General features: G+C 73.4%; 20 protein-coding genes. 13 read left to right on the top strand and 7 right to left on the bottom strand.

Translation table 11 applies throughout. From position 1 onward, the window contains the following. Nucleotides 1-31: 31 nt before the first annotated feature. Genes ACZ466_RS53865 through ACZ466_RS53855 form a run of 3 tightly spaced genes read left to right on the top strand, consistent with a single transcriptional unit; the run spans nt 32 to nt 2,866 of the window. Entirely contained in the window at nt 32-1,138 is a 1,107-nt protein-coding gene (locus tag ACZ466_RS53865) for an NAD-dependent epimerase/dehydratase family protein (protein ID WP_378288186.1), read from the top strand. Further along, entirely contained in the window at nt 1,128-1,988 is an 861-nt protein-coding gene (locus ACZ466_RS53860) for an SDR family NAD(P)-dependent oxidoreductase (protein WP_378288187.1), read from the top strand. The genes ACZ466_RS53865 and ACZ466_RS53860 overlap by 11 nt, the downstream gene beginning before the upstream one ends. A 41-nt stretch (nt 1,989-2,029) precedes the next feature. Then, the gene (locus ACZ466_RS53855) at nt 2,030-2,866 is read left to right on the top strand and encodes an MBL fold metallo-hydrolase (protein WP_378288188.1); all 837 of its coding nucleotides are present in this window, start codon (nt 2,030-2,032) and stop codon (nt 2,864-2,866) included. Nucleotides 2,867-2,887: 21 nt separating this feature from the next. Here the strand turns inward: ACZ466_RS53855 and ACZ466_RS53850 are convergent, their stop codons facing one another. The 3 genes from ACZ466_RS53850 to ACZ466_RS53840 form a co-directional block, all read right to left on the bottom strand. After that, nucleotides 2,888-3,964, bottom strand: a complete 1,077-nt coding sequence (locus ACZ466_RS53850) for a phosphotransferase (RefSeq protein ID WP_378288189.1) — start codon at nt 3,962-3,964, stop codon at nt 2,888-2,890. A 27-nt stretch (nt 3,965-3,991) separates the two neighbouring features. Then, complete coding sequence (locus tag ACZ466_RS53845; RefSeq protein WP_378288190.1) at nt 3,992-6,730, bottom strand: ABC transporter permease subunit; 2,739 nt, start codon at nt 6,728-6,730, stop codon at nt 3,992-3,994. 256 nt (nt 6,731-6,986) lie between these two features. Then, nucleotides 6,987-8,486 carry an aldehyde dehydrogenase family protein gene (locus ACZ466_RS53840; RefSeq protein ID WP_378288191.1) on the bottom strand — a complete coding sequence of 500 codons (1,500 nt, stop codon included), beginning with the start codon at nt 8,484-8,486 and terminating at the stop codon, nt 6,987-6,989. 244 nt (nt 8,487-8,730) lie between these two features. Here ACZ466_RS53840 and ACZ466_RS53835 point away from each other — a divergent pair, with 244 nt between their 5' ends. From ACZ466_RS53835 to ACZ466_RS53815, 5 genes are read left to right on the top strand one after another with little or no spacing between them, the layout of a single operon-like run. After that, a complete protein-coding gene (locus ACZ466_RS53835) occupies nt 8,731-9,960 on the top strand; it encodes a cytochrome P450 (protein ID WP_378288192.1) in 1,230 nt (409 codons plus the stop codon). A 48-nt stretch (nt 9,961-10,008) separates the two neighbouring features. Further along, on the top strand, nt 10,009-11,259 hold the full coding sequence (locus tag ACZ466_RS53830; protein ID WP_378288193.1) for a metal-dependent hydrolase family protein: 1,251 nt from the start codon (nt 10,009-10,011) through the stop codon (nt 11,257-11,259). Further along, complete coding sequence (locus ACZ466_RS53825; protein WP_378288194.1) at nt 11,256-14,789, top strand: indolepyruvate ferredoxin oxidoreductase family protein; 3,534 nt, start codon at nt 11,256-11,258, stop codon at nt 14,787-14,789. The genes ACZ466_RS53830 and ACZ466_RS53825 overlap by 4 nt, the downstream gene beginning before the upstream one ends. Continuing rightward, the gene (locus tag ACZ466_RS53820; protein WP_378288195.1) at nt 14,786-15,511 is read left to right on the top strand and encodes an EthD domain-containing protein; all 726 of its coding nucleotides are present in this window, start codon (nt 14,786-14,788) and stop codon (nt 15,509-15,511) included. Before ACZ466_RS53825 ends, ACZ466_RS53820 begins: the two co-directional genes overlap by 4 nt. 53 nt (nt 15,512-15,564) lie before the next feature. After that, on the top strand, nt 15,565-15,891 hold the full coding sequence (locus ACZ466_RS53815; protein ID WP_378288196.1) for a hypothetical protein: 327 nt from the start codon (nt 15,565-15,567) through the stop codon (nt 15,889-15,891). Between the two features lie 75 nt (nt 15,892-15,966). On the opposite strand, the gene ACZ466_RS53810 is transcribed toward ACZ466_RS53815, so the two are convergent. Next, entirely contained in the window at nt 15,967-16,305 is a 339-nt protein-coding gene (locus tag ACZ466_RS53810; protein WP_378288197.1) for a hypothetical protein, read from the bottom strand. Between the two features lie 136 nt (nt 16,306-16,441). Beyond that, a complete protein-coding gene (locus tag ACZ466_RS53805) occupies nt 16,442-17,902 on the bottom strand; it encodes an aldehyde dehydrogenase (protein ID WP_378288198.1) in 1,461 nt (486 codons plus the stop codon). A 166-nt stretch (nt 17,903-18,068) separates the two neighbouring features. On the opposite strand from ACZ466_RS53805, the gene ACZ466_RS53800 reads away from it, so the two are divergent. The 5 genes from ACZ466_RS53800 to ACZ466_RS53780 are packed head-to-tail and all read left to right on the top strand — an operon-like array spanning nt 18,069 to nt 24,657. Beyond that, nucleotides 18,069-18,812, top strand: a complete 744-nt coding sequence (locus ACZ466_RS53800; protein WP_378288199.1) for an SDR family NAD(P)-dependent oxidoreductase — start codon at nt 18,069-18,071, stop codon at nt 18,810-18,812. Nucleotides 18,813-18,861: 49 nt separating this feature from the next. After that, on the top strand, nt 18,862-20,502 hold the full coding sequence (locus tag ACZ466_RS53795; RefSeq protein ID WP_378288200.1) for an N-acyl-D-amino-acid deacylase family protein: 1,641 nt from the start codon (nt 18,862-18,864) through the stop codon (nt 20,500-20,502). A 4-nt stretch (nt 20,503-20,506) separates the two neighbouring features. Beyond that, a complete protein-coding gene (locus ACZ466_RS53790) occupies nt 20,507-22,783 on the top strand; it encodes a CoA transferase (protein WP_378288201.1) in 2,277 nt (758 codons plus the stop codon). Nucleotides 22,784-22,832: 49 nt separating this feature from the next. Further along, nucleotides 22,833-24,047: a cytochrome P450 gene (locus ACZ466_RS53785; protein WP_378288202.1), complete on the top strand. Its 1,215-nt coding sequence runs from the start codon at nt 22,833-22,835 to the stop codon at nt 24,045-24,047. A 10-nt stretch (nt 24,048-24,057) separates the two neighbouring features. Beyond that, complete coding sequence (locus tag ACZ466_RS53780) at nt 24,058-24,657, top strand: alpha/beta fold hydrolase (protein ID WP_378288203.1); 600 nt, start codon at nt 24,058-24,060, stop codon at nt 24,655-24,657. Between the two features lie 398 nt (nt 24,658-25,055). Here the strand turns inward: ACZ466_RS53780 and ACZ466_RS53775 are convergent, their stop codons facing one another. Together ACZ466_RS53775 and ACZ466_RS53770 are read right to left on the bottom strand one after the other, a co-directional pair. Beyond that, a complete protein-coding gene (locus ACZ466_RS53775) occupies nt 25,056-26,039 on the bottom strand; it encodes a hypothetical protein (RefSeq protein ID WP_378288204.1) in 984 nt (327 codons plus the stop codon). 140 nt (nt 26,040-26,179) lie between these two features. Further along, the gene (locus tag ACZ466_RS53770; protein WP_378288205.1) at nt 26,180-26,359 is read right to left on the bottom strand and encodes a hypothetical protein; all 180 of its coding nucleotides are present in this window, start codon (nt 26,357-26,359) and stop codon (nt 26,180-26,182) included. Nucleotides 26,360-26,551 lie beyond the last annotated feature (192 nt).

The following is a 26,551-nucleotide window of genomic DNA, read 5'->3' as shown; positions in this document are numbered from 1 at the left end:
CGGCCGGCCCACGCGGTGCGGGAGGGACGCGATGCAGGTACTGGTCATCGGAGGAACCGGGCCGACGGGCCCGCACATCGTCCGGGGGCTGCTGGAGGACGGCCACGACGTCACGATCTTCCACCGCGGCACGCACGAGCCGCCGGGGCTCGCCGACGTCGAGCACCTCCACGGCGACCCCCACTTCCGCGACTCGATCGACGAGGCCCTCGGGACGCGCTCGTTCGACCTGGCCGTCGCCATGTACGGGCGCGTGCGGCACCTCGCCCCGGCCCTCGCCGGGCGGTGCGGCCGCTACGTCGGCATCAGCGGGGTGCCGGTCTACCGCGGGTACTTCCCGGGCGGCGGCGAGGCCGCCCTCCCGATGCCGGTGACCGAGGACCACCCGGTCGTCACCGAGTCCTCCGGCGACCCGGCGCTGCGGTTCTCCCGCAGGCTCGCCGACGCCGAGGCCGCCGTGTTCGCCCGCCACCCGGGCGCGACGATCCTGCGGTTCCCCATGCTGTACGGCCCGGACAACGCCCGTCCGCACGAATGGTCGGTGGTGCGGCGCGTCCGCGACGGACGGCGGCGGATGATCCTGCCCGACGGGGGACTGCAGATCCACACCCGGTGCGCCGCCCGCAACGCCGCGGCGTTCGTCCTGGCCGCGGTCCGCGGCGCGGACGCCGCCGCCGGGCGGATCTACAACTGCGGCGACCCCGTGAACTGGTCGCTGCGCGACTGGGCCGAGACGGTCGCGCGCCTGATGGGCGCGGAGCTGGAGATGGTGGCGGTGCCGCGGGAGATCGCGCTCGAGGCCACGACCGCGCTGCTCCCGCTGGCGGGCACGACGGCGGCCCACTGCGTGCTGAGCACCGAGCGGGCGCGCCGCGAGCTGGACTACCGGCCCGCCGTCGACCCGGTCGAGGCGCTGGAGGAGCTCCTCGCCTGGTACGAGGCGCGGCCCGGCTTCGACGCGGGCACGAGCCCCTCCTTCACCGACCGGTTCGACTACGCCACCGAGGACGCGCTCATGGCCGAGTACGGCGCCGCCGCCCACCGCGTGACGTCCACCGTCGTGCAGCACCCGGCGCCGCCCGTGCACAGCATGCCGCACCCCCGCACCCCCGGACTGGTCGACCACCGTGGCCGGTGAACTGGACGGCCGGGTGGCCGTGGTGACGGGCGGCGCCAGCGGGATCGGCCGGGCGACCGTGCTGCGCTTCCTCGACGCGGGCGCCCGCGTGGTCTTCGGTGACCTGAACGAACGGAACGCCGAGCGGCTCCTGGACGAGGTCGACGACCGCTCGCGGCTGCGCTTCGTCCGCGCGGACGTCTGCGAGGAGAGCGAGGTGGCGGCGCTGGTCGCCGCCGCGGCCGACGGGTTCGGCCGGCTCGACGTCATGTTCAACAACGCCGGCGTGGGCGGCGCGTTCGGCCCGCTGACCGAGATCGACGCCGCCGACTGGGACCGGACCTTCGCGGTGATCGGCCGCGGCGCCTTCCTCGGCACCAAGCACGCCGCGCGGGCGATGATCGCCGGTGGCGGCGGCGGGTCGATCGTCAACAACGCCTCCGTCGCCGGTCTGGTCGGCGGCGGCGGCCCGCTCGCCTACTCGGCGGCCAAGGCGGCGGTCGTCAGCTTCACCGCCAACGCCGCCGTCGAACTCGCCGGCCACGGCATCCGGGTCAACGCGGTCTGCCCGGGGCTCGTCGACACGCCGCTGGTGATGGGCAAGGACGAGGACTCGATCCTGGAGCGGATGGCGACGTTCCAGCCGTGGCCCCGGCTGGGCCGTCCCGAGGACATCGCCGGCCTCGTGCTGTTCCTCGCCGGGCCCGACAGCGCGTTCGTGACCGGGGAGGCGATCCGGGCCGACGGCGGTATGGTCGCCTGGGGGCCGCGCATGACCGGCACCGTCGACCCGAGGGGGCTGACCCGCCGGTACGCCGGTTTCGCCGACGGGTCCACCGGGCGCCCCCCGACCCGGCGCCCCCTCACCTGAGACCCGGGATGCACTGAGATGCGAGAGGCCGAGGCGGCACGATGCGGTGGACCATAGGCGACGTCCAGGTGACCAAGGTCGTCGAGCACGAGTTCGCGGTGCCGTTCGACGGCCTGCTGACCGGCGTCCCGCCGGATCCGGCCGGGGACCATCCGTGGCTCGTCCCGCACTTCGTGACCGGCGACGGCGCCGCGCGGACCTCGATCCACGGCCTGGTGATCGACACCGGCGCGCGCCGCGTCCTGGTCGACACCTGCATCGGCGACATGCGCGAGACGGCGGCGATGCCGGGCATGCCGAGCGCCTTCCCGCAGGCGCTGGAGGCCGCGGGCTACGCGGTGGAGGACATCGACACGGTCGTGTGCACCCATCTGCACTTCGACCACGTGGGCTGGAACACCCGCCTGGTCGACGGCGCGTGGACGGTGACCTTCCCGCGGGCGCGCTACCTGTTCGCGCGCCGCGAATGGGAGCACTGGCAGCAGGCCGCCAGCGACGTCGTCGATCTCACCGACACCGTGCGGCCGGTGGTCGCGGCCGGGCAGGCCGACCTGGTCGACATGGACCACGTGCTCTGCGACGAGGTGCGGCTCGAACCCACCCCCGGGCACACGCCGGGCCATGTCAGCGTCCGCATCGAGAGCCAGGGGGAGCGGGCGTTCATCACCGGCGACCTCGCCCACCATCCCGTCCAGTTCGCCGAGCCGCAGCTGTGCAGCACCGCGGACTCGGACCGGGCCGGGTCGGAGGCCACCCGCCGCCGCTTCCGCAGCGCGCGGCTGGACGACGGCGCCCTCGTCATCGGCACCCACTTCCCCGGCCCGACGGCCGGACGGATCGTCGTCCGCGGCGAGAAGTGGGAGTTCGCCGTCGACTGAGCCCGGCAGGGGAGGGGCCGGTCAGGCTCCGCCGCTCCGCAGGCGGGCGAGCGCGTCCTCGGCCTCGAGTTCGGCGTATGCGGCCGAGAACCGTTCGACGAGCGCGAGAGAGACCTCGGGGCGCTGGTACCCGGCCGAGCCCAGCGTCGACAGCCAGATGACCAGCCCGTAGACGGCCGAGGCCCGGTATCGCAGCCACGCCTCCTCCGCCGACGGCCCAGCGGCTCCAGCGGCCTCCAGCGACCGCCGGTACTCCTCGACCAGGCCGGTCTCCGCGTCCCGGCGGTCCTCCTCGGGCAGCGCCCCGATCAGGAAGTGGCCCACGTCGTGCGACCAGTTCCCGCGCCGGACGACCTGCCAGTCCAGGAAGCCGACCTCGCCGTCGGGCAGGACGTAGGTGTTGCCGATGTGGGTGTCACCGTGCAGCAGGGTCATGGGACCGTCGGTGAGGGTCTCGACGTAGCGCACCCAGAGGTCCACGAGCCCGTCCGCGTCCAGGCGCCCCACCTCCTGGGGAAGCCGGTCCGCGGCCCGCTCCAGGCCGGCCGGGACCCGCTTCCTGAGGCCGACCTGCCATCCCTTGGTGGGCTTCCACGTCTTCACCCAGCGGAGGCCGGGACGGGTCGCCCGCGACAGGCCCCAGTAGGCGCCGTGCATGCGGGCGAGCCCCCGCAGGCCGTTCGCCACCTGCTCGGTGGTCATCGGACGGGTCGAGTCGCGCGGATCGGCTCCCCGGGCCTTCAGGTCCTCCATCACGATCAGGAAGTCGAGGTGCGGGCGGTCGACGACGGCCCGGTACACCACGGGGTGCTCGAGCGGCAGCGTGACGCCCGAGCCGAACAGGCGCGCCTCGCCGAACAGGTTCCCGTTCCGGAGGTGGACGATCCGGTGCGCGTCGTTGTGGGCCTTGACGAAGACGGTGCCGGGTCCGCTCCCGGCCGCGTAGGACAGCCCGAGGCGGGCGCGCCGGTTGGTGCCGTCGTCGCGGGCGACGACCGAGATCTCCCCGACCCTGGCCCCCGGATGCTCGGCGGCGAGGGCCGCCGTCATCCATTCGGGCGTGAGATCGTCCCACCGCTTCGGCACGCGCCGCCTCATCCCGGGCTCCTTCTCCTCGTCATCGGCTCAGCGGCCGAGGTAGGCCTCGCGGACGGCCGGTTCCCGCAGCACGTCCGCCGGCGGCCCGGACGCGATCGTCCGGCCGTGGTCGAGCACGATCACCCGGTCGCAGGTCGCCGCGACCACGTCGATGTTGTGCTCCACGAGCAGGACCGCGGCGCCGAGCTCGTCGGCCAGCGCCCGGAACAGCTCGCCGGCGGTGCGCCGCTCCGAGCCGTTGAGCCCGGCGGCGGGCTCGTCCAGCAGGACGGCGGCGGGCTCCTGGGCGACCAGCCGCGCGATCGCGGCCATCCGGCGGCGGCCCTGCGGGAGGTCCGCCACGACGGTGTCGAGGTCCTTCTCCAGGTCCAGGATGGACACCGCCGCCCCGGTGGCCTCGTTCAGGTCGTGGCGGCGGGGGAGGACCAGGTCCCGCGCGTAGGACAGCCGGCTGCGGCTGTCGAGCGCGGTGAGGATGTTCTCGCGGACGCTGAGGTCGTCGAACAGTTCGAGGTTCTGGAACGTCCGGCCCATGCCGAGCCGGGCCCGCAGGTGCGCCGGCAGGCCGCCGATGTCGCGGCCGCGGAACTCGACCGTCCCCTTGGCGGAGGGGGAGAAGCCCGTCAGCGCGTCCAGGAGGGTCGTCTTGCCCGCGCCGTTGGGCCCCACGACGCCGACGACCTCGCCGGCCTTCAGTTCGAGGGACACGTCGTCGACGGCCACGGTGCTGCCGTAGGTGACCCGGATGCCGCTCGCGGTGAGGACGGGCGTGCCCGGCGTGACGCCCGAGACGCGCGGCAGCGCCGTCGTCCTCTCCGGCTCGGGCCCCGCCTCCGTGCCCGCCTCCGGAGCGGCCTTCGCGTGCGCGCCCGCCGCGGACGGCCGCCGCTTCACCGGCAGGACGCGGGCGAGGTGGCTCCTCATGGCGGCGAACTGCAGGATGATGCCGTCCGGGGTGCGGACCATCACGTCCAGGACCAGCAGCCCCGAGCCGATGGCGAGCCAGGCGTCGATCGACGACAGGTTCAGGTCGTTGCTGACGAAGTTGGCGACGACGCCGCCCTGCGCGGTGACGGCGGCGAACACGGCGCCCGCGACGTACCCGACGCCGCCCACGACCGTGAAGGCCAGCGTCGAGATCGAGTGGAAGACGGTGTAGCTGGAGAAGTCGGCGATGTTGAACCGGAACGCCGACACCGCGCCCGCCAGGCCGGCCAGCCCGGCGGAGATCGCGAAGGCCCCGAGCTTGGCGCCGGCGACCGAGACGCCGACCGAGGCGGCGCCCCGCTCGTTGGCCCGCACGGCGAGGTAACGCCTGCCGGACTCGCCGCGCCGCAGGTTGAGCACCGCCACCGCGCCGAGGGCCAGGACGATGAGGCAGAGGACGGCGAAGCGGTCCGGATAGGCGGCCGGGTTCAGGTCGATCCCGAACAGGGTGGCGTTGGAGATGACCACGCCGTCGCTGCCGCCGGTCATCGTGGGCTGCAGCAGGATCAGGTTCTCCACCGCCAGCGAGAGGCCGAGGGTGACGATCGCCAGGTTGACCCCGCGCACCCGCACCGCGGGCCCGCCGATCAGCAGGCCGAGGACGATCGCCGAGAGCGTTCCAAGAAGCACGCAGACGAGGAAGGGCAGGCCCAGGTCGCTGCTGCTCCGGGCGGCGACGAAGGCGCCGAATCCGGCCAGCGCGGCGGACGCCACGCTGATCTGCCCGGCGTAGCCGGTGACCACGATGACCGAGAGCGCCAGCAGTCCGAAGACGGCGGTGTTGATCAGCGCGGACGCCCAGGTGGGCGACAGGAGCACCGAGACGGCGACGGCGACCCCGGCCCAGATCGCCACCGTGGCGGGCCTGAGCCGCCCGGTCCCCACCCGGGGCAGGCGGCGGGTCAGCGTCTCGCCGCGCCCGGGCAGCGCCGAGCCGCCGAGCACCACCGCGATGATGATCAGCGCGAACGGCACGGACGAGATGATCCCGGAGTTGATCTCGAACTCGCGCATCACGGACTGCAGGACGCCCAGCGCCAGGCCGACGGCGATCGTGGGCCAGATGCCGACGAACCGCCCGACCAGGCCGGCCGCCATGGCGGGGAGGACCAGGAGCGTCAGGGCGCCCGGGGTCAGCCCGGTGACCGGGATGAGCAGGATGCCGGCGAACGCCGCCATGGCGCCGCCCATGCCCCAGGTGATGATGCCCGTCGGGTGCGGCGAGACGCCGATCGCGGCGGCGGCCTGCGGGTTCTCGCGCAGCGCGGTCGCGTTCATGCCGAGACGGGTGCGCCGGAAGAGGAGCGAGAGCCCGATGCCGAGGGCCAGTGTGATGAGCAGGATCGCCAGCGTGTCGTGGGTGACGATGCCGCCGAAGATCGTGATCTTGCCGGAGCCGAACAGCGGCTTGAGCAGATGGGGCTGGGTGCCGTAGATCTTCACCGCCACGCTCTGCAGCAGGAGCATGAACCCGAGGGTCGCCACGACCTTGGCCATCTCCGAGGAGTTGTGCAGGAAGCGCACGATGACCAGATAGAAGAGCATGCCGAGCGCGGTGCCCACGGCGACGCCGATCGCCAGGGCGGGCAGGACCGGCAGGGAGCCCCGGCCGCCCTCGTACAGGTCCCAGAAGGCGTAGCTGCCGATCATGCCGATGGCGCCCTGGGAGAAGTTGAGGATTCCCGAGCCGCGGTACACCGCCACGATGCCGAGGGCGATCAGGGCGTAGGCCCCGCCTCCGGCGAGGCCGACCAGGGCGAACTGCCATAGTTCCGTCAACGCTTCTCCTTCCGGCGGGGGATCGCCGCCGGCGTTCCCTGCGTCGAGTTCGCGGGCGCGTGGTGCCGCGGGGGTTGTTCGGAAAGGGGACGCCGATCACGACCGGGGGCGAGCGGGCACGGGTCGTCGGCAGGCGGAAGGCGGCCTCGGCCGTCGGGACCGCGTCGGGGCCTTCGGAGTCAGGGGTGGGGGTGGGGAGTTCGGGGGTGGGCTGGGGGTGTGTGTTCAGGGGTGGGGTGGTCGGGTGGTGCGGTGCTCAGGCGGTGTCGATCCAGACCGACTTGACGTTGAGGTACTCGTCGAGCGAGTGCTGGCCCATCTCCCGGCCGTAGCCGCTGGCCTTGTAGCCGCCGAAGGGGACGGCGGGGTCGAAGAGCAGCATCGTGTTGACCCAGACCGTGCCGGTCTGCAGCTCCTGGGCCAGCCGGTGCGCCTTGCCGACGTCGCGCGTCCAGATGCCGCCCGAGAGCCCGAAGGAGGTGTCGTTCGACCGGGCGGCGACCTCCTCCAGGGAGTCGAACGGCAGCACGCACGCGACGGGGCCGAAGATCTCCTCCTGGGCCACCCGCATGTCGTCGCGGACGTCGGCGAAGACGGTGGGCGCCACGAAGTAGCCCTTGGCCAGGTCGCCGTCCTCGAGGCGGCGGCCTCCGGCCGTGGTGCGGGCGCCCTCCTCGCGTCCCAGGTCCAGGTAGCCGGTGACGCGCTCGAGCTGCTCCGCCGACACCACGGGCCCGATCTTGGTCGTGCGGTCCAGGCTGTCGCCCACCTTGAGGCCGTCGGCGAACTTCGACACGCCCTCGACGAACTCGTCGTAGACGGGGCGCTCGACGAAGATGCGGGTGCCCGCGCAGCAGATCTGGCCGGAGTTGGAGAACACGCCCCAGGCCGCTCCGGGGATGGCGCGGGACAGGTCGGCGTCGGCGAAGACGACGTCGGGGGACTTGCCGCCCAGTTCGAGCGAGACCCGCTTGAGGTTGCCGGCCGAGGCCTCCACGATCCGGCGGCCGACCTCGGTGGATCCGGTGAAGGCCACCTTGTCGACGCCGGGGTGCCCGCTGAGCGCCGCACCGGCCTCGCCGTAGCCCGTCAGGATGTTCACGACGCCGTCGGGCAGGCCGATCTCCGTCAGCAGCTCGCCGATGCGCAGGGCGGCCAGCCCGGCCTCCTCGGCCGGCTTGAGGACCATCGTGCAGCCGGTGGCGAGCACCGGCGCCATCTTCCAGATGGCGTTGCTGATCGGGCGGTTCCACGGGACGATCGCGGCGACGACGCCGACCGGTTCCTTGAGGGTGTAGCTGAACACCGAGCCCGGGATGGAGTTCTGGAGGGTCTCACCGTGGATCTTCGTGGCCCAGCCGGCGAAGTAGCGCAGCACCTCCGCCTCCCAGGGCGGGGTCCGGCCGGAGCGTTGCTTGCCGATCGGCGCGCCCATGTCGAGCGCCTCCAGGAGCTGCAGCTCCTCGTAGTGCTCCTGCACCGCGTCCGCGAGCGCCCACATCAGGGCCTGCCGGTCGCGCGGCGTGAGCCGCCGCCAGGGGCCCTCGAACGCGGCCCGGGCGGCCGCGACGGCGCGGTCGGCGTCCTCGGAACCGGCCTCGGCCAGCTCGGCGACGGTCTCGCCGGTCGAGGGGTTGACGCTGGGGAAGGTCCTGCCGGACGCCGCCTCCTCCCACCGGCCGCCGATCAGCAGCTTCTTGGGGCGGCCGTCGAGGAAGGGGAGTGCCGGCGTACCGGGGTGGGAAAGCGTCGGCATGGGTGCTCCTTCGTGACGCTGCGCCGTCGTGGGGCTCACTGTAGCGACGCCCGCGCCCTTATAAAAGAGTATTCACTCACTAATGCCTGGTCGGCGGTCGGGCGCCCTCCATGGCGACGCTCGCCACCAGGGTCGCGACCGGGGCGGCCGGGCTCGCGCACTCTAGAAAGTAATCACTCACCTTGTTATAGTGCGAAGGCCCGATCGGTCGCCCGCACGGCCCGGATCACGTAGGGGGACATCGATGGAGAAGAGCACGTCGGAAGCCGTTTCCATGCCCGACGACTGGTGCTCGCGCCACTTCGACCATCTGTCCCCCGACCTCGCCGCCACCATGCCGGCGACCATGGCCCGCATGCGCGACCTGTGCCCCGTCGCGCACAGCGAGGAGCACGGCGGCTTCTGGATCGTCTCCAAGTACGAGGACGTGCTGAGCGTCGCCCAGAACTGGGAGGTGTACAGCTCCGCGCACGGCCTGGGCGTGTCCAAGGCGCCGACCGTCGTCCGCAACCTCCCGGTCCAGGCCGACCCGCCCGAGCAGCGCATCTACAAGCGCCTCATCAACCCCTTCTTCACGCCCGCCGCCGTGGCGCGGTGGGAGCGGCCCACCCGCGACCTCGTCACCCGCCTCATCGACGACTTCGTCGAGGACGGCGCCTGCGAGTTCATGGACGCCTTCGCCCGGCCCCTGCCCAGCCTGGCGTTCTTCACCCTCGCCCTCAACGCGCCCCCCGAGGACCTGGACAAGGTCGCCTACCTGGCGTCCAAGTCCTCGGTGCCCGACGACCCCAAGGCGGCCGAGTGCTGGCGCGGCCTGTACGAGTGGATCAAGGAGTTCGTCCGGGAGCGCCGCACGCAGCCCGCGCGCGGCGACGTGGTCGACGCCGTGCTGAACGCCGAGATCGAGGGCCGCCCGATCACCGAGGACGAGATCATCGGCACCGTCCAGCTGCTGATCCTCGGCGGCCTGGAGACCACCGCCGGCGCGCTGGGGCTGATGTTCGCCCGGTTCTGCGCCGAGCCGGAGATCCCCGCGCTGCTGCGCGAGCGGCCGGAGCTCATCCCCGACGCCATCCAGGAACTGCTGCGGCTGGAGCCGTCGTTCGTGTCCGTCGGCCGCACGGCGGTCCAGGACGCCGAGCTCGGCGGCCGCAGCATCAAGAAGGGCGACAAGGTCCTGATCCACTGGGCCTCGGCCAACCGGGACGGCGAGGAGTTCACCGACCCCGACCGGTTCGACCTCGACCGCGAGCGCAACCGGCACCTCAGCTTCGGCGTCGGGCCGCACCGCTGCGCCGGCTCCAACCTCGCCCGCCTCAACCTGCGGATCGCCCTGGAGGAGCTGCTCGGCCGCCTGGACGACATCAGGCTTCAGGACGGCGCGGAGATCGGGTACCACCGGGGCATGACCCGCTCGCCGAACAGCCTCCCGATCTCGTTCACGCCCGGTCCGTGCCTGGGCCCGGCGACCTGAACGGGCGCCCCGACATCCCAGACACCCGCTCCACCGGGGAGGACGCAGATGGCCCAGCGGACACTCCTGAAGAACGCGCGCGTGCTCGCCTGCACCGGCGACGCGTCGGAGAAGCCGTTCGACGGTGACGTCCTGATCGAGGGCGACCGCATCGCCAGGGTCGTGGAGGGCCGGCTCGACGCCGACCCCGCCTCGGCGCGGACCGTCGACCTGCGGGGCGCCACCGTGCTGCCCGGCCTCGGCGACGCGCACGTCCACATCAGCTGGCCCCTGGACTTCGTGTTCGACCACGCCGGCGTCGCCGCGGCGCCGCCCGCCGAGCACATGCTCGACGTCGCCGCCGTGGTGCGGACGTTCCTGGAGAGCGGCTACACCTTCATCATCGGCGCCGGCACCACCCAGCCGCGCGACGACCTGCTCGCCAGGGACGCGATCGACCGGGGGCTGATCCCGGGGCCGCGGATCATCCCCAGCGGGCCGATGGTGGCCGAGGTCGGCGGCCTGGGCGCCGAGGGCGAGCTGATGGAGGTCGCCGCCGACGCCGACGCCCTCCGCGAGATCGTCGCCCGCCAGTGCGACATGGGCGCGCGGGCGCTCAAGCTGTTCATCTCCGGCGACGGGGTGGTGCCCGCGCACCCGTCCGACGACGTGTACATGAACGACGAGATGCTGCACGCCGCCGTCAAGGAGGCCGACCGGCACGGCGCGTTCATCACCGTCCACGCCCGCGGGTCGGAGAGCGTCGCCATGGCGGCGCGCACCGGCGTCCGGATCATCCACCACGCGTGCTTCCTGGACGACGCGGCGCTGCGCGCGCTGGAGGCCCGGCGCGACGACGTCTGGGTGTGCCCCGGCCTCCACTACCTGTACGCGATGGTGAACGGGCACGCCGAGCCGTGGGGCATGACGCCCGAGCGGATCGAGGCGTCCGGCTACCGCGAGGAGCTGCGGTCCCAGGTCGAGGGGATGCGCAGGCTGCGGGAGTCGGGCATCCGGATGCTCTCCGGCGGCGACTTCGGCCACCAGTGGACCCGCCACGGCACCTACGCCGCCGAGCTGCAGAGGTACGTCGAGCTCGCGGGCATGACGCCGGCGGAGGCGATCCACACCGCCACCCGCAACATGGGACCGGCCAGCGGGCTCGACATCGGGCAGGTCCGCGAGGGCTACCTGGCCGACCTGGTCGTCGTCGACGGCGACCCCACCGCCGACATCACCGTCCTGCAGCGGCCCGAGCTCCGCAGGGCCGTGCTCAAGGACGGTGCTTTCGCGTACGTCAACCCCGAGGTCTACCCGTGACGCAAACCCGGCCGGACCGGACGGATACCGCGATCCTGTCCGGCGTCGACACGCTCGCCCGCCTGCTCCTGCTGCGGCGGCGGCTCGACGAGAGGGACGGCCTCACCACGGCCACGATGGTCTCCGGGTACCCGGGCTCGCCGCTGGGCACCTTCGACCTCACCCTGGACCGCATGGGCGACGCGCTCGCCGAGCACGGCATCGTCCACCGCCCCGGCCTCAACGAGGAACTCGCCGCCGCGACCGTCTGGGGCAGCCAGATGGGCGCGGTGATCGAGTACGCCGAGGGCGTCGACGGCGTCGTCGGCGCCTGGTACGGCAAGGGCCCCGGGCTCGACCGCTCCGGCGACGCGCTCAAGCACGCGAACGCGATGGGGGCCGGGCCCAACGGCGGGGCCGTGATGTTCTGCGGCGACGACCCGGCCTCGAAGTCGTCCACGCTGGCGTGCGACAGCCACCACGCCTTCGAGGACGCGTGCGTCCCGGTGCTGTTCCCCGGCGACCAGCAGGACGTGCTCGACTTCGGGGTGCACGCCTTCCGCCTCTCCCGGTACTCGGGCGCGTGGGTCGGGATGAAGATCGTCACCTCGGTCGCCGACGGCGTCGGCACGGTCGACCTCGACCCCGGGCGGCACGCGCCGAGCGACCCCGAGGGGGTCGTGATCGAGGGCTCGCCGTGGCGCCACCGCCCCCAGAAGACGATCGGCCCCCACGCCGTGCCGGGCCAGGAGGCGCTGGTGGTGGAGCACCGGCTCCGCGCCGCCCAGGCCTACGCCCGCCACAACGGGCTGGACCGCGTGGTGGGCGCCGGGCCGGGGGCGCCGCTCGGCGTGGTCTGCGCGGGCAAGACCTACTTCGACGTGATCCAGGCGTTCGCCGACCTGGGCGTCACCGCCGGCGGGCTCGCCGCCGCGGGCGTGCGGATCCTGAAGCTCGGCATGACCTTCCCGCTGGTCGAGGAGACGGTCCTGGAGTTCGCCGCCTCGGTCGGCGAGCTGGTGGTCGTCGAGGAGAAGCGGCCGTTCATCGAGACCCACCTGCGGGCCGTCCTGCACCGGGCCGGGAGCACGGTGCCGGTGTCGGGCAAGCGCGACCGCTCGGGGAAGGCGCTGGCCTCGTCGGTGGGCGAGCTGGACCCGTCCGCGGTGGCGGCGATCCTCACCCGGATCCGTCCCGGGCTCGGCCGCCGCCGGGAGGCCGAGAAGGCGGCGCAGGCGGCGCAGGCGCCCCGGAAGACGCGGCTGCCGATGGTCCAGATCCCCTCGCGCGCGCCGGGGTTCTGCAGCGGCTGCCCCCACAACCGGTCCACGGTCGCCCCGGACGGCGCGCTGGTCGGCGGCGGCGTCGGCTGCCACGGGATCATGTACTTCGAGGCGCGGCACCAGGACCTGCGCAGCCTGCCGCCGACGCCGATGGGGGCCGAGGGCGTCCCCTGGATCGGCCTGTCGCCGTTCGTCGCCGAACCGCACGTGATCCAGAACCTGGGCGACGGCACCCTCAGCCACTCCGGGACGCTGGCCATCCGCGCGAGCGTCGCCGCCGGGACCGACATCACCTTCAAGATCCTCTACAACGCGGCCGTGGCCATGACGGGCGGCCAGGACGTCACCGGGCTGATGGACGTGCCCGCGATGACGCGGGCGCTGGAGGCCGAGGGCGTCGAGCGGATCGTCGTCTGCGCCGAGGAGCCCGGGCGCTACCCCCGCCGCGCGCGGTGGGCCTCGGGCGTGCAGGTGCTGGGCCGCGACCGGCTGCCCGAGGTGCAGGAGGAGCTGCGCGGCGTCCCCGGCGTCACCGTGATCATCTACGACCAGCGGTGCGCCGCCGAGTCCCGGCGGCTGCGCAAGCGCGGCGAGCTGGAGGAGCCGCCGCGGCGGGTCGTCATCAACGAGGCGGTGTGCGAGGGGTGCGGCGACTGCGGCACCAAGAGCAACTGCCTGTCGGTGCTGCCGGTCGACACCGAGTTCGGCGAGAAGCGGCAGATCCACGACCCGTCCTGCAACCGCGACTACACCTGCCTGGACGGCAACTGCCCGTCGTTCGTGACCGTCACCCCCAAGCGCCGGGGCCGGCGCAGGGTGCGGGCGCCGCAGGACGGCGGGACGGCGCGGCCGTCGCTGCCGCGGGGCGCGCTGCCCGAACCCGCCCTCCCCTCGGTGGACGGGCAGTACGGCGTCTACTTCACGGGCATCGGCGGCACCGGGGTCGTCACCGCCAACCGCATCATCGCCTCCGCCGCGGAGTCCGCGGGCTTCGTCGTCGGCGGCATGGACCAGACGGGCCTGTCCCAGAAGGCGGGCGCGGTCGTGTCGCACCTGCACCTGGCCGAGAGCAGGAACGCCCTGGGCTCGGCCTCGGTGAGCGAGGGCGGCGCCGACCTGTACCTGTCGGGCGACATCATCCAGGCCGCCGCCGAGGGCCATCTGGCCAAGATCCGCCCCGGCCGCACGGTCGCCGTCGTCGACCGGCACCTCACCCCGACCGCGGCCATGCTGCAGAGCGACGTCGCCCCGCCCGAGCTCCCGGCCCTGGAGCAGGCGATCGCGGAGCGGGCCGGGAAGGAGCGCGTGGCCTTCCTCGACTCCCAGCGCATCGCGGAGGCCGTCTTCGCCGACCACCTGCTCGCGAACGTGGTCCTGCTCGGCGCCGCGTTCCAGCTCGGCGGCCTGCCGGTCGCGCTCGGCGACGTCGAGCGGGCGATGCGGGGCCGGGCCGCCGACGCCAACCGGGAGGCGTTCGCCTGGGGCCGCTGGGCGGTGCACGACCCGGCGGCCGTCGAGGCGGCCCTCCAGGGCACCGGCGACGGCGACGGCGGGGGAGCGGAGAACGTCAACGACCCCTCGCCGCACGCGCTGGAGACGGCGGCCGCGCTCGTCGGCCGCAGCGCACTGCCGGCCGAGCTGCACGACCTGCTCATCCGGCGCGCGGCGCAGGCGGTCGACTACCAGGACGCGAAGCGGGCCGGGCGGTTCCTCGACCTGGTGGAGCGGACCGCGGCCCGCGACGGCGCCGACCGCAGCTGGGCGCTCACCACGGCGGTCGCGGAGGCGTGGTTCAGGCTCCTCACCTACAAGGACGAGTACGAGGTGGCGCGCCTGCACCTCAAGGTCGACTACGACCGGGTCGCGCGGGAGCTGGGGATCGAGGGGGCCTACGCGGTGACCTACCACCTCCACCCGCCCGTCCTGAAGAGGTTCGGGATGGACCGGAAGCTGCCCATGGGCCGGCCGTACGAGATCGCGTTCCGCGGGCTCCGCCGGATGAGGCGGCTGCGCGGCACCCCGTTCGACGTCTTCGGCTGGATCCCCGACCGGCGCACCGAGCGCGCCCTGATCGAGGAGTACGAGCGGCTGGTGGGCGAGATCCTCCGGCCGGAGGCCGCGCTGCCGTACGAGACGCGGGTGGCCGTCGCCGGGTCCGTCCTGTCGGTCAAGGGCTACGCCGAGATCAAGGACGGGAACCTGGAGGCGTGGCGGAAGCGGGTCGCCGAGCTCACCGCACCGGCGGCCGCGGCGGAGCCGCGCGCATGATCAAACGGATCCGGTGCGCCGCCCGGGGCAAGGGCGTGTCGGCCGCGGAGTTCGCGGAGGCCTGGCCGGGCGTGGTCGCCGGGGCGGCGCACGCCCCGCCGGACGTCCGGCCGTCGCGCGTCGCGGTCTGCACGACCGTGCCCGGCCTCGAGGGCGCCGCGCCCAGGCACGACGGCGTCGGCATCGAGTGGTTCGCCGACGCCGGGCACCTGCGCGGGTACCAGGCGTGGCTGCTGGAGTCGTCCGGCGGGCGGACGCTGCTGCGGAGGGCGGTCGAGCTGGTCGAGTACCGGGCCAGCCCGGTGGTCGTCGCCGAGGAGTCGGTCATGCGCGGAGAGGACTGGCTCGAACGGCGCTGGCGGGACGGGGGCGCCAGGCTCAAGCACATGGCCCTCGCGCTGCGGGCCGCCGGGCTCACGCCCGCGGAGTTCTCCGAGCGCTGGCGGAACCACGCGGGCCGGGTGGGGCGGGCGGGGCCGGCGGGCGCCGCCGCCATCCCCGCCGACGCCCGCGGCCAGGCGTACGTGCAGAACCACCCGAGCCCGCGGGCGAACGGGGAGTGGGCCTACGACGCCGTGAACGAGGTCTACTTCGACGACGTCGAGGGCCTGCGGAAGCGGATCGAGTGGTTCCGGGAGAACGTCACCGCGCAGGCCAACGAGGACCTCGTCCGCCGGTCGTGGTTCATCGCCGTGCGGGAAGAGGTCGTGCCGCCGGCCTAGGGTGACCGACATCCGTGACCGACATCCGTGACCGACATCCAGGAGGCAGGCGCATGCCGAAGGGCATCATGGTCGTCCAGTCCGGCCCGAGCGATCCCGCGCGCGAGGACGAGTACAACGAGTGGTACGGCAAGACGCATCTGGCCGACGTGTGCGCCGTGCCAGGCTTCGTGGGCGCCCGCCGCTACAAGGTGCGGGACGGCGGGGGAGAGGGCGGGGCGGGGCCGTCCTACCTCGCGATCTACGAGATCGAGGCGGACGACCTGGCCGCCCCGCTCGCGGAGCTGCGCGCCCGCAGCATCTCCGGGCAGATCAAGATGAGCGACGCGCTCCAGATGGACCCGGCGCCGGTGGTCACCTTTTACGAGCTCATCGAGTAGCGCGCGGCATCGGGTCCCGAGGGGTGTGCCCGGCATTGCGGTGGCGCCGTGCCGGGCACGTCCGTCATCGGGCGGTCATCGGTTCGCGGTGACCAGCTTGCGCGCGATGTAGACCTCGGCGCCGGCGAGGATCATCGACAGCGCGGAGGCGTTCTCGAGCGCGAGCCCGAGGCCGTTCTCGCCGACCTCGCGGACCTGGATGCCGTACGGCCCGATGGTCAGCGCGAGCGGGCCGGTGGAGCGCGCCGCCTGGCGGGGCGGTTCTGGAAAGCACCACTTCATCGGGCCTTCGGGGGTTGTGAAACACAGCTCGATGTAGTCCGCGCGGGCGGGGCAGCGGTGGACGGAGTCGAGTGTGGCCGGGAGAAAGGTCTCGCCCGGACGCGGACCGGAGAGGGAGGCTGTCTGCGCCACGATCCACCACCAATCAAGTAAGTGTTCACTCAGTTAGTATGGTAGCACCAACACACAGCATAAGAAAGGACGCCGCGGCACCATACGGCGGCCACGGCGTCCAAGGGATATTCCGGGGGTTCCGGTCCCCGCGCTCCTACCCGAGCGAGGCGGGGATGCCGATGCTCCGGGGCTCCAGGAAGCTGCGCAGCCCCTCGGGGCCCAGCTCCCGTCCCAGGCCCGACTCCTTGAACCCGCCGAACGGCACCAGCGGGAACGGCGGGTAGGCGCCGTTGATCGCGATGCTCCCGGTGCGGACGCGCCGCGCGATCGCCAGCCCGCGCGCCGGGTCGCCCGCCCAGACCCCGCCCGAGAGGCCGTAGGGCGAGTCGTTGGCGATCCGCACCGCCTCGTCCTCGCCGTCGTAGGGGATGAGGCACAGGACCGGCCCGAAGATCTCCTCGCGCGCCACCCGCATGGAGTTGTCCACGTCGGCCAGGATGGTCGGCTCGACGTACCAGCCCTTGGGGAGATGGGCGGGACGGCCGCCGCCCGCCGCGATGCGGGCGCCCGCCGCCGCGGCCAGGGCGATGTAGCCCTCGACCCGCTCGCGCTGGCGCTCGGCGACGAGCGGCCCGACCAGGACGGCGGGATCGTGCGGGTCGCCGACCGTCACCTTCGCGGCGGCCGCGGCCGCGGCCTCGACGGCCTCCGCGTACCGGGACCGGGGCAGCAGGACCCGGGTGTGGGCGCCGCAGACCTGCCCGGACAGGTGCATGGCCCCGCCCACCAGCGTCGGCATGACGCCGGCCACGTCGGCGTCGTCGAGGACGATGGCGGCCGACTTGCCGCCGAGTTCCAGCGAGACGCGCTTGACCTGCTCCCCGCACAGGCTCATGATCCGCTTGCCCGCCGCGGTGGAGCCGGTGAAGGCGACCTTGTCGGTGCCCGGGTGCGTCACCAGGTGCTCGCCGGCCTCGCGGCCGCCCGGCACCAGGTTGACCACGCCCGCCGGGACGCCCGCCTCCTCCAGGGCCTCGGCCAGCAGGTAGTTGCTCAGCGGGGCCTCGGGCGGCGGCTTGATCACCACCGCGCAGCCCGCCGCCAGCGCCGGCGCGGTCTTCCAGGAGGACAGGGTGACCGGGGCGTTCCACGGGACGATCGCCGCGACCACCCCGACCGGCTCGTTGGTCACCAGCGCCCTGCGGTCGCCGGCGGTCACCTCGCGCTCGAAGTCGAAGGTGCGCGCGAGCTCGGCGTAGTAGTCGAACAGTGCGGCGACCAGGCCGGTCTGGGCCCGGGGCGCCTGGCTGACGGCGCAGCCCATCTCGTCCACGGTCACGCCGGCGATCTCGCCCTCGCGCTTGCGCAGCGCGGTGGCGGCGCGGGCCAGGACGTCGGCCCGCTCGGCGGGCGCCATCCGCGGCCAGGGGCCGTCGTCGAAGGCCGCGCGGGCGGCGCCGACGGCGCGGTCGATGTCGGCGGTCGTGGCGACGGGGACCTCACCGACGACCTCCTCGGAGGAGGGGGACACCACGCCGAGGCGCTCCCCGCCCGCCGGTGCCGCCCAGTCGCCTCCGATGTAGAACTCCCGCCGGTACATCAGCCGGTCTTCCACGCTGCCTCCCACCTCGGCCAAGGGGCCCACAACCTAACATGATGAGTGAACGCCCGCTATAATCCGATCTAAGTATGTGAAGGCTCACTTGCCAAGGTTTCGCGGTGGCCGTTAGGTTCGTCGCGCAGCCGGACGCGGCCGGAGCGCGAACCCGAGAAGGGGACTGATGGGCCTGCTGGATGGGAAGGTCGCCGTCATCACCGGCGCGGGATCCGGGATGGCGAAGGCGTCGACGAAGGTCTTCGTGCGCGAGGGCGCCCGGGTGGTCGCCGCCGACATCAGCGGCGCCCAGAAGGACACCGCGGCCGAGGTCGGCGAGGCCGTCCTGCCGGTCCACTGCGACGTCACCAAGGAGGACGACGTCGCGGCGATGATCGAAACCGCCGTGCAGCGCTTCGGGCGCGTCGACGCCGTCCTGAACGTGGCCGGCATCGGCGTGGGCCTGCCCATCACCGACCTCACCATGGACCACTACGACACGACGATGAACGTCGACCTGCGCGGCGTGCTGCTGGGCATGAAGCACGGCATCCGGGCCATGCTCCGCACCGGCGGCGGCACGATCATCAACTGGTCGTCGGTGGGCGGGCTGAACGGGTCCACCAAGGGCACCAGCGTCTACTCCGCCGCCAAGGCCGGCGTCATCGCCGTCACCAAGGCCGCGGCCGTCGAGTACGGCCCCCAGGGCGTCCGCGCCAACGCCCTCTGCCCCGGCTTCATCCTCACCGAGGTCATGGGCGCCGCGGGCCTCAGGGACTTCCCGGACATGGTGGAGAAGGCCGCGCTGAGGCGGGCGGGGGAGCCGCACGAGGTCGCCGAGGTGGCCGCCTTCCTCGCCTCGGACCGGGCCTCGTTCGTCACCGGTGCAGTCATCCCGGTCGACGGCGGCTGGGCCGCCCACCTCGCCTGAGCCGCCGCACGGCGGAGAGCCTGACCGAAACGCAACGATCGGAGTGTCGATGGATCTGCTCCTGCGCCGGGCCACGTTGGTCGACGGCACCGGCGGCCCGGCCCGGCCCGCCGACGTGGCGGTCGAGGGCGACCGCATCACGGCCGTCCGGTCGCCCGGCGAGCTCACCCCCCTCCCGGACACCGAGGTGGTGGACCTGGACGGCCTCGTCCTGGCGCCCGGGTTCATCGACGTCCACACCCACTACGACGCGCAGATCCTCTGGGACGCCGACCTCACCCCCTCCAGCTGGCACGGCGTGACCAGCGTCGTCATGGGCAACTGCGGGTTCGGCGTGGCGCCGACCCGCCCCGAGCACCGCGACATCATCGTGCGGACCCTGGAGAACGTCGAGGGCATGTCGATGGAGGCGCTCGAGGCGGGCATCGACTGGTGCTTCGAGACCTTCCCCGATTACATGGCCGCCATCGACCGGCGCCGCAAGCGCCTCAACGTCGGCGCGTTCGTCGGGCACTCGCCGCTGCGGCTGTTCGCCGTCGGCGGGGAGGAGCGCCCGGCCACCGAGGAGGAGGTCGAGACCCTCCGCGGGCTCGTCCGCGAGGCCATCGAGGCCGGCGCCATCGGGTTCTCCACCTCGCGGCAGCCCGCCCACCAGGGCGCCTACGGCCGCCCGGTGCCGAGCCGGTTCGCCGAGACCGACGAGATCTACGCCGTCGCGTCGGTGCTGGGCGAGCTCGGCAAGGGCGTCATGCAGATCTCGATCGGCCCCGGCATGTTCGTCGACCAGTTCTCCGAGATCGCGGTCCGCTACGGCGTCCCGGTGACCTGGACGGCGCTGGTGGCGCGCGCCGACAAGCCCGGCGCCGCGCTGCGCACCGTCGAGCGCGGCGGCAAGCTCCCCGGCGAGGTCTACCCGCAGATCGCCTGCCGCCCGATCGTCATGCAGATCGCCATGACCGACCCCACCCCGCTCGGCGAGATCGACGCCTGGAAGGAGGTGCTGGCCCGTCCTCGCGAGGAGCGCGCCGACCTCTACCGCGACGAGGCGTGGCGGGAGCGGGCCCGGCCGGAGACCCTGGAGGCGTGGAGCCACCGCTGGCCCAAGACCAGCGTCGAGGAGACCCGCGCCCACGCCGACGCGGTCGGGATCCCCCTGGACCGGCTGGCCAAGGAGCGCGACACCACCCCCTTCGACCTGCTGATCGACCTGGCGCTGAGCGACGGCATGGCCACCCGGTTCCGGATCGTCCTGGACAACGACGGCGACGACGAGGTCGGCGAGCTGCTCGCCGACGAGCGCACGCTGCTCGGGCTGTCCGACGCCGGGGCGCACGCCACCCAGCTGTGCGACGCCTGCTACTCGACCCACCTGCTCGGGCACTGGGTGCGCGAGCGCGGGGCGATCACCCTCGAACAGGCCGTCTGGCGGCTGACCGGCCACCCGCACAAGGCGTTCCGCATCGCCGACCGCGGCCTGGTGCGCGAGGGCTTCCACGCCGACCTGGTCGCCTTCGACCCCGGCACCGTCGGCACCACGCCCGTCGAACGGGTCGACGACCAGCCCGGCGGCGCCGACCGCCTCGTCGTGCGCAGCACCGGCGTGGAGCACATGTGGGTGAACGGCGTGGCGACGCGGACCGGCGGCGAGGACGTCGCCGACGTGGCCCCCGGCCGGCTCCTGCGCAGCTGACGCCATGGCACCGCTGGAGGGACTGCGCGTCGTCGAGGCCGCGCTCGGCATCAGCGCCGTGGGCGCGGGCCCGGCCGTCAGCCTGCCCGGAACGCTGCTGCGGGACCTGGGCGCGGAGGTGACCCGCGTGCGCCCGGCGCGCCGCTCCACCCTCGACGCCGGCGTGGAGTTCGACCGCGTCTGGGACCGGGGCAAGGAGATCGTCGAGGTCGGCGACGACCCCGGCCGGGCCGCGGGCGCGGTGGCCGCGCTCGCCCGGGACGCCGACGTGCTGGTCGTCGCGGGCGCCGAGGACGCGGTCGAGCGGCGCGGGCTGCGCTACCAGGACCTGGCCCGGGAGAGCCCGCGGCTCGTGGTGACGCGCGTCAGGCCGAGCCACAACGCGCTGGGCCCCGTCCCCGACCTGGAACTGCTCGTCCACGCCCGGGCGGGCCTGCTCACCCAGATCCGCGGGCACCGGCCCGGCCCCGTCTTCGGCGACCTCACCGTCGCCTCCGCCGGCGCCGGGCTCTCCGCGACCGCCGGCACCCTCGCCCGCCTCTACGAGCGCGAGTCGACGGGCCTCGGCGGCTGGGTGGAGACCTCGCTGTACGACGGCCTCCAGGCCCTCCTCCCGATGATCATCGGGAGGGTCGAGCACCACTCGCCGTCCACCACCCTGCTCTGGAAGGAGCAGGGCCCGGCCGAGGCGCTGTCCTACCGCTGCGCCGACGGCGAGTACGTGCAGCTCTGGTTCGGCGCCAAGGGCGCCTACGAGGCGTTCCTCGACCATGTCGGCGACCCGCCCAGCGAGAAGGGCTACAACGCCGACCTGATGAGCGGCGCCATGGTCGAGCGGGGCGAGCGGTGGGCGGCGATGTTCGCCACCCGCGACCGCGACCGGTGGGTCGAGGACCTGAGCGGCAAGAACTTCCGCTGCGAGCCGGTGTGGCGGCCGGGGGAGGCGCTGCGCGACCCCCACGTCCGCGAGATCGGCCTCAGCGCCGACCACCACGACCCCGACCGCGGCGCCATCACGGCACTGGGGCCGGTCGTGCGCGTCACGCGCACCCGCGACGGCGCACCCCGGGGCGGCGGGGCGCCTACGGCCGGAGACGCCGCGGGCCCGCTGGCCGGTGTCCGCGTCCTCGACCTGTCGGCCTACCTGGCCGGGCCGATCGCGCCGCTCGTCCTCGCCGGGCTCGGCGCCGACGTGGTCAAGGTCGAACCGCCCGGCGGCGACGCGCACCGCGGCATGGAGCCGATGTTCGCCGCCGGCCAGCGCGGCAAGCGCGCCCTCGCCCTCGACCTGAAGTCGCCCGGCGCCCCGGCCGTCCTGGAACGGCTCTTCCGCTGGAGCGACGTGGTGCACCACAACTCCCGGGTCGGGGCGGCCGAACGGCTCGGCTACGACGAGGAGACGGTGCGGGCGGCCAACCCGGACGCGGTCTACAGCTTCGCCAGCGGCTTCGGCGAGCGTGGCCCCCGTGCCCTCCTGCCCGCCAACGACCAGCTGATGCAGGCGCTGGCCGGGGTCGAGGCCGCCCAGGGCGGCGACGGCCGTCCCCCGACGTACCTGGTGTGGGGCGCGGTCGACGTCACCGGCGGCTGGCTGGCGGCCTGCGGCATCCTCGCCGGACTGTACGCCCGCCGCCGCCGCGGCGGCGGGCAGTCGGTCGCCGGCAGCCTGCTCGGCGCCGCCCTGACCCTGAAGTCGGGCGCGTTCCGCACCGCGGACGGCGTCGTCGGCGGCCCGGTACTGGACGCGGAGCAGACCGGCTACGGCGCCGCCTACCGCCTCTACCAGGGCGGCGACGGCGCCTGGTTCGCGTTGGCCGTGCCCGACGAGCGGGCGTGGAACTGCCTGCGCGAGGTCACCGGGCTGGACGGCCTGCCCGCGACGCCCCCACCGCTGCGCACCGGGCCCTCCGGCCCGCAGCCCGAGGAGACCCTTCTGGAAGACGCCTTCCGGACCAGGGACGCCGCCGCCTGGACGGCCGCGCTCCGCGCCGCCGGAGTGCCCGTCGAACCCGTCCCCGACGCCGACCGGACCGAGTTCGCGGCGGGATTCGTCGACGACCCGGTCAACCGGCGCCTGGGGCGCGTGGTCGGCTACCGCTGGGGCGCCCGCGGCAGGGTCGACCAGCCCGCCCTCCCGCCCCGCGTCGGCCCCGGCCCCGAAACTCCCGCCCCCGCGGGAATACCCGGGCTCGGGGAGCACACCGACGAGGTGCTGCGAGAACTGGGCCTCGACGCCGCCGGGGCCGGCACCACCGGCGCACGGCGGCGACAGGATGAATGACGAAGCTATGAACAGCGGCCGGCAAGGGGCCGCCGGAGAAGGAGATCTGATGGAGACGAGCGCGTCGGGCGGACCGATCACCGACGAATGGGTCGAGCGCCATTTCGACCATCTGTCGCCGGAGCTGGCCCGCGACTTCCACCCGACGCTGGCCCGCGCCCGCGCCAAGTGCCCCGTGGCGCACAGCGACCAGTACGGCGGGTTCTGGTACGCCACCAAGTACGAGGACGTGCTGCGCATCGCGCAGGACTGGAAGACCTTCAGCTCCGAGCTCGGCATCACGGTGCCCAACCTCGGCGCCGGGATGAAGGTCCTGCCGGTCACCATCGACCCGCCGCTGCAGCGCACCTTCAAACGGCTGATCAACGTCCACTTCACCCCCGCGAAGATCGCGCCGTGGGAGGAGCCCACCCGGCGGCTGGTCACCGGGCTCATCGACGACTTCATCGAGCGCGGCGAGTGCGACTTCATGAAGGACTTCGCCCGCCCCTACCCCGGGCTGGCGTTCTTCGACCTCGCCCTCCACGCGCCCTCCGACGACCTGGACGAGGTCAACCACTACGCGACGATGGCCTCCCTGCCGCACATCGAGGAGTCGCGCGACTGCCTGATGAAGCTCGCCGGATGGATCAGCGAGTTCATCGAGCGGCGGCGCAAGGAGGAGCCGCGCGGCGACGTCGTCGACGCGGTCATGAACGCCGAGGTCGAGGGCCGTCCCATCACCCACGAGGAGGTCATCGGCACCGTCCAGCTGCTGGTGCTGGGCGGGCTGGAGACGACCGCCGGCGTGCTGGGCGCCGCGATGCAGCGCTTCTGCGAGCACCCCGAGATCCTGGAGGAGCTCCGCGCGAACCCCGAGCGGATCCCCGCCGCCGTGGAGGAACTGCTGCGCCTGGACGGCTCGTTCATCTGCATCGGCCGGACGGCCAGGCACGACGTGGAGTTCGAGGGCCACCAGATCAAGGAGGGCGAGCAGATCCTCATCTACTGGGCCTCCGCCAACCGCGACGAGGCCGAGTTCCCCGACGCCGACTCCTTCGACCTCGACCGCACCAGCAACCGCCACATCGCCTTCGGCGCCGGCCCGCACCGCTGCGTCGGCTCCAACCTCGCCCGCATGAACCTGCGCATCGCCCTGGAGGAGATCGCGCAGCGGCTCGTCGACGTCAGGCTCCAGCCGGACGCCGACATCGACTTCCACTCCACCTTCAACCGCGCCCCGCTGTCGGTGCCCATCACCTTCACCCCCGGCCCGCGGTCCTGACCCCCCGCCCATGAGATTCGTCCTGGTCCACGGCGGCTTCCACGGTGCGTGGTGCTGGAGCCGGACGATCCTCGAACTGGAACGGCTCGGGCACCGGGCCGTCGCCGTCGACCTGCCCGGGCACGGCGAGCGCCGCGACGAGGAGGGCGATCTGGGCGACCGCCGGGACGCGATCGTGTCCGTGCTGCGGCCCGGCGACGTCCTGGTCGGGCACTCGGGCGGCGGCTACGACGCGACGGTCGCCGCGGACGCGGCGACCGGCCTGGTGCGCCACGTCGTGTACCTCGCGGCCGGGCTGCCGCGCGAGGGCCGCACCATCCCCGAGGCCATGACGATGCGCGACGCCGAGGACGGGGAGATCGACGGCGACGTCACCGGGATGCTGCGGTACCTGCGCTTCCACGACGACGGGCGGATGGAGTTCGCCGACTACGAGGGCGCGCGGGACTTCTTCCACCACGACTGCGACGAGCCGACCGCCCGATGGGCGTTCGAACGGCTCACGCCCGAGTCGTTCGGCGACTACCACAGCGCCACGGTGTCGATTCCCCGGTTCTGGGAGGCGGACCAGGACCGGGCGAAACCGTTCCTAAACAGTGTCCAGGAGTGACATCTGATGTCGGCTCTGGGTACTGCGCGTATCCCGAACGGTGTTGGATGCGCTGGTCGCCCGCGTTCGTCTGCCCGTCCGGCTGGGTGCATCGTGTGCACGTTCCGTGATGGGTGGGCGGGTTCCCTCGCGCTCGCGTGCGCCGGGTCGGGCCTGGGCGGTCCGATGCCCCTGCTCATCGCTCTGGTGGGCAGGGGGCGGTGCCGTCCGTCGCCGGATCGGGTGCCCGAGGGCGCGTCGCCCGATCGCGATGCTCGCGGCATCGTGCCGGGAAACTTCTCGGTCAGGGGTGCGCAGTGGCTGCTGCCAGTGCTGGGCACCCCACTTGGATGTGTAGGCCGGGTCGACGGCCACGACCGCCAAGCCCGCTTCGGCCGCCATCGACACCAGCCGTGCCTTCAGTTTCCCGGTGGGAAGCCGGAGATCAGCTGGCGGAACCGCCTGCGCCGCCCGTGCTTCTCCCGGGTCTTGCCGTCGGTGAAGTCGAGGTCTTCGATGGCGATGGCGGTGACGCCGCAGGACGCGGCCCAGTGCAGCAGGCGGGTCAGAGCGTGCCGGATCTGCGCGTCGCGATGCGAGGCGCTTCCGGTCAGGGTGTAGTCGAACCGGTGCGGGTCGCCGACGGGGTTGCCGCAGGGGTCGAGCCGCCATGCGGCCAGGTGGTCGGCGTTGGCATCCACCCCGATCACACCCCGCGCATACGCCGTCCGGAGGGGGAGGGTGCGGGAAGGAGTGCGCTGCCAGGACACGGTCAGGTACCAGCGGTCGCGTTCGGGGTCGTGGTGGATGCGGTAGGCCACGGCACGGTCGGCCTCGATGCGGTCGGCCCACTCGGCTCCCCGGTGCCGGAACGCGACGCGGGCGGTGAGGACGTAGCGGCCGTGCGGAGCGTTCGCCAGGGACGCCAGGGGGGTGGGGAGGCGGATCGACACCTGGCCGTCGGGGGTGAGGCGGATGGTCTCGTTGCCGTACCGCTTCCCGCTCTCGCCATCGGCCTGCAGGAACCGGCGTCCGGCCTCCCAGCGCTCCCGCCACCGCTGCTCGGTGAGCCCGGCGGCGTCGAGGTGGTGGCGGGTGCGGGCGAGCCTGGTTCCGCCGCGCACCACGTGCACGATCCCGGCGTCCCGGTCGGCCCGCTCACGGGTGAGGCGGTCTTTGAGGACGCCCAGGCGGCGGGACTTGTGAAACCACTCGCGCCGGGACCGGTACCCGCCCGGGGCGCGCTTGGTGCCTTCGGCCCCGATCGGCAGGGACAGTCGGTGCTCCAGCGTCCGCACCCCCGCCTCCAGGCCCTGGATGTGGGCCTGCTGGGCGCGCCGGGCCAGGGCCCACTGGTCATGGGTGGCCTTGGTGATCGAACCGGCCCACCGCGCCGACGACACCCCGGTCAACTCCCGCTTACGCGCCGCCCACCGATCCGCATCATGGTGCAGGCCGTCGCCGCACCGGGCCTTCAGATCCCGGGCGGCCTGCGAACCCAGATGCGCTCCTACCAGCCGTAGCACCTGCTCGTCGGCAGCGGTCAGGCCCTGAAACGGTCACGCACCGCCACCCCCGACGGGCCCGCCGCCACGAACGGCGCCGCAACCGCACGCACCCCGGACGCCGCACGCATGCCGGACGCGGCGCGGACTCGGGGGGCGGGTGCATCGCCGCGGGCCGTCTCGTCGGCGACCACCACCCTGGAAGCGGAACGCGACATGGCGAACACTTTAAGTGAGGCTGTTCGAACGTGCAATCGATTTGATTGCTCGTACACTGTGGCGGCACGCCACCACGGGCATTCCTGATTGTTCATGGACACTCATGAACACTCTCCCGCCAACAGTTCCGAACCCCGCTGGCTCTCGGACGCCGTCGTGCGGCGGCTCGGTGTCGAGCCGCTCACCATCGA

Source organism: Actinomadura rugatobispora (genome assembly GCF_055379765.1).
Note: the sequence above shows the minus strand (reverse complement) of the source record. Positions and strands in the feature narration are given on the sequence as shown.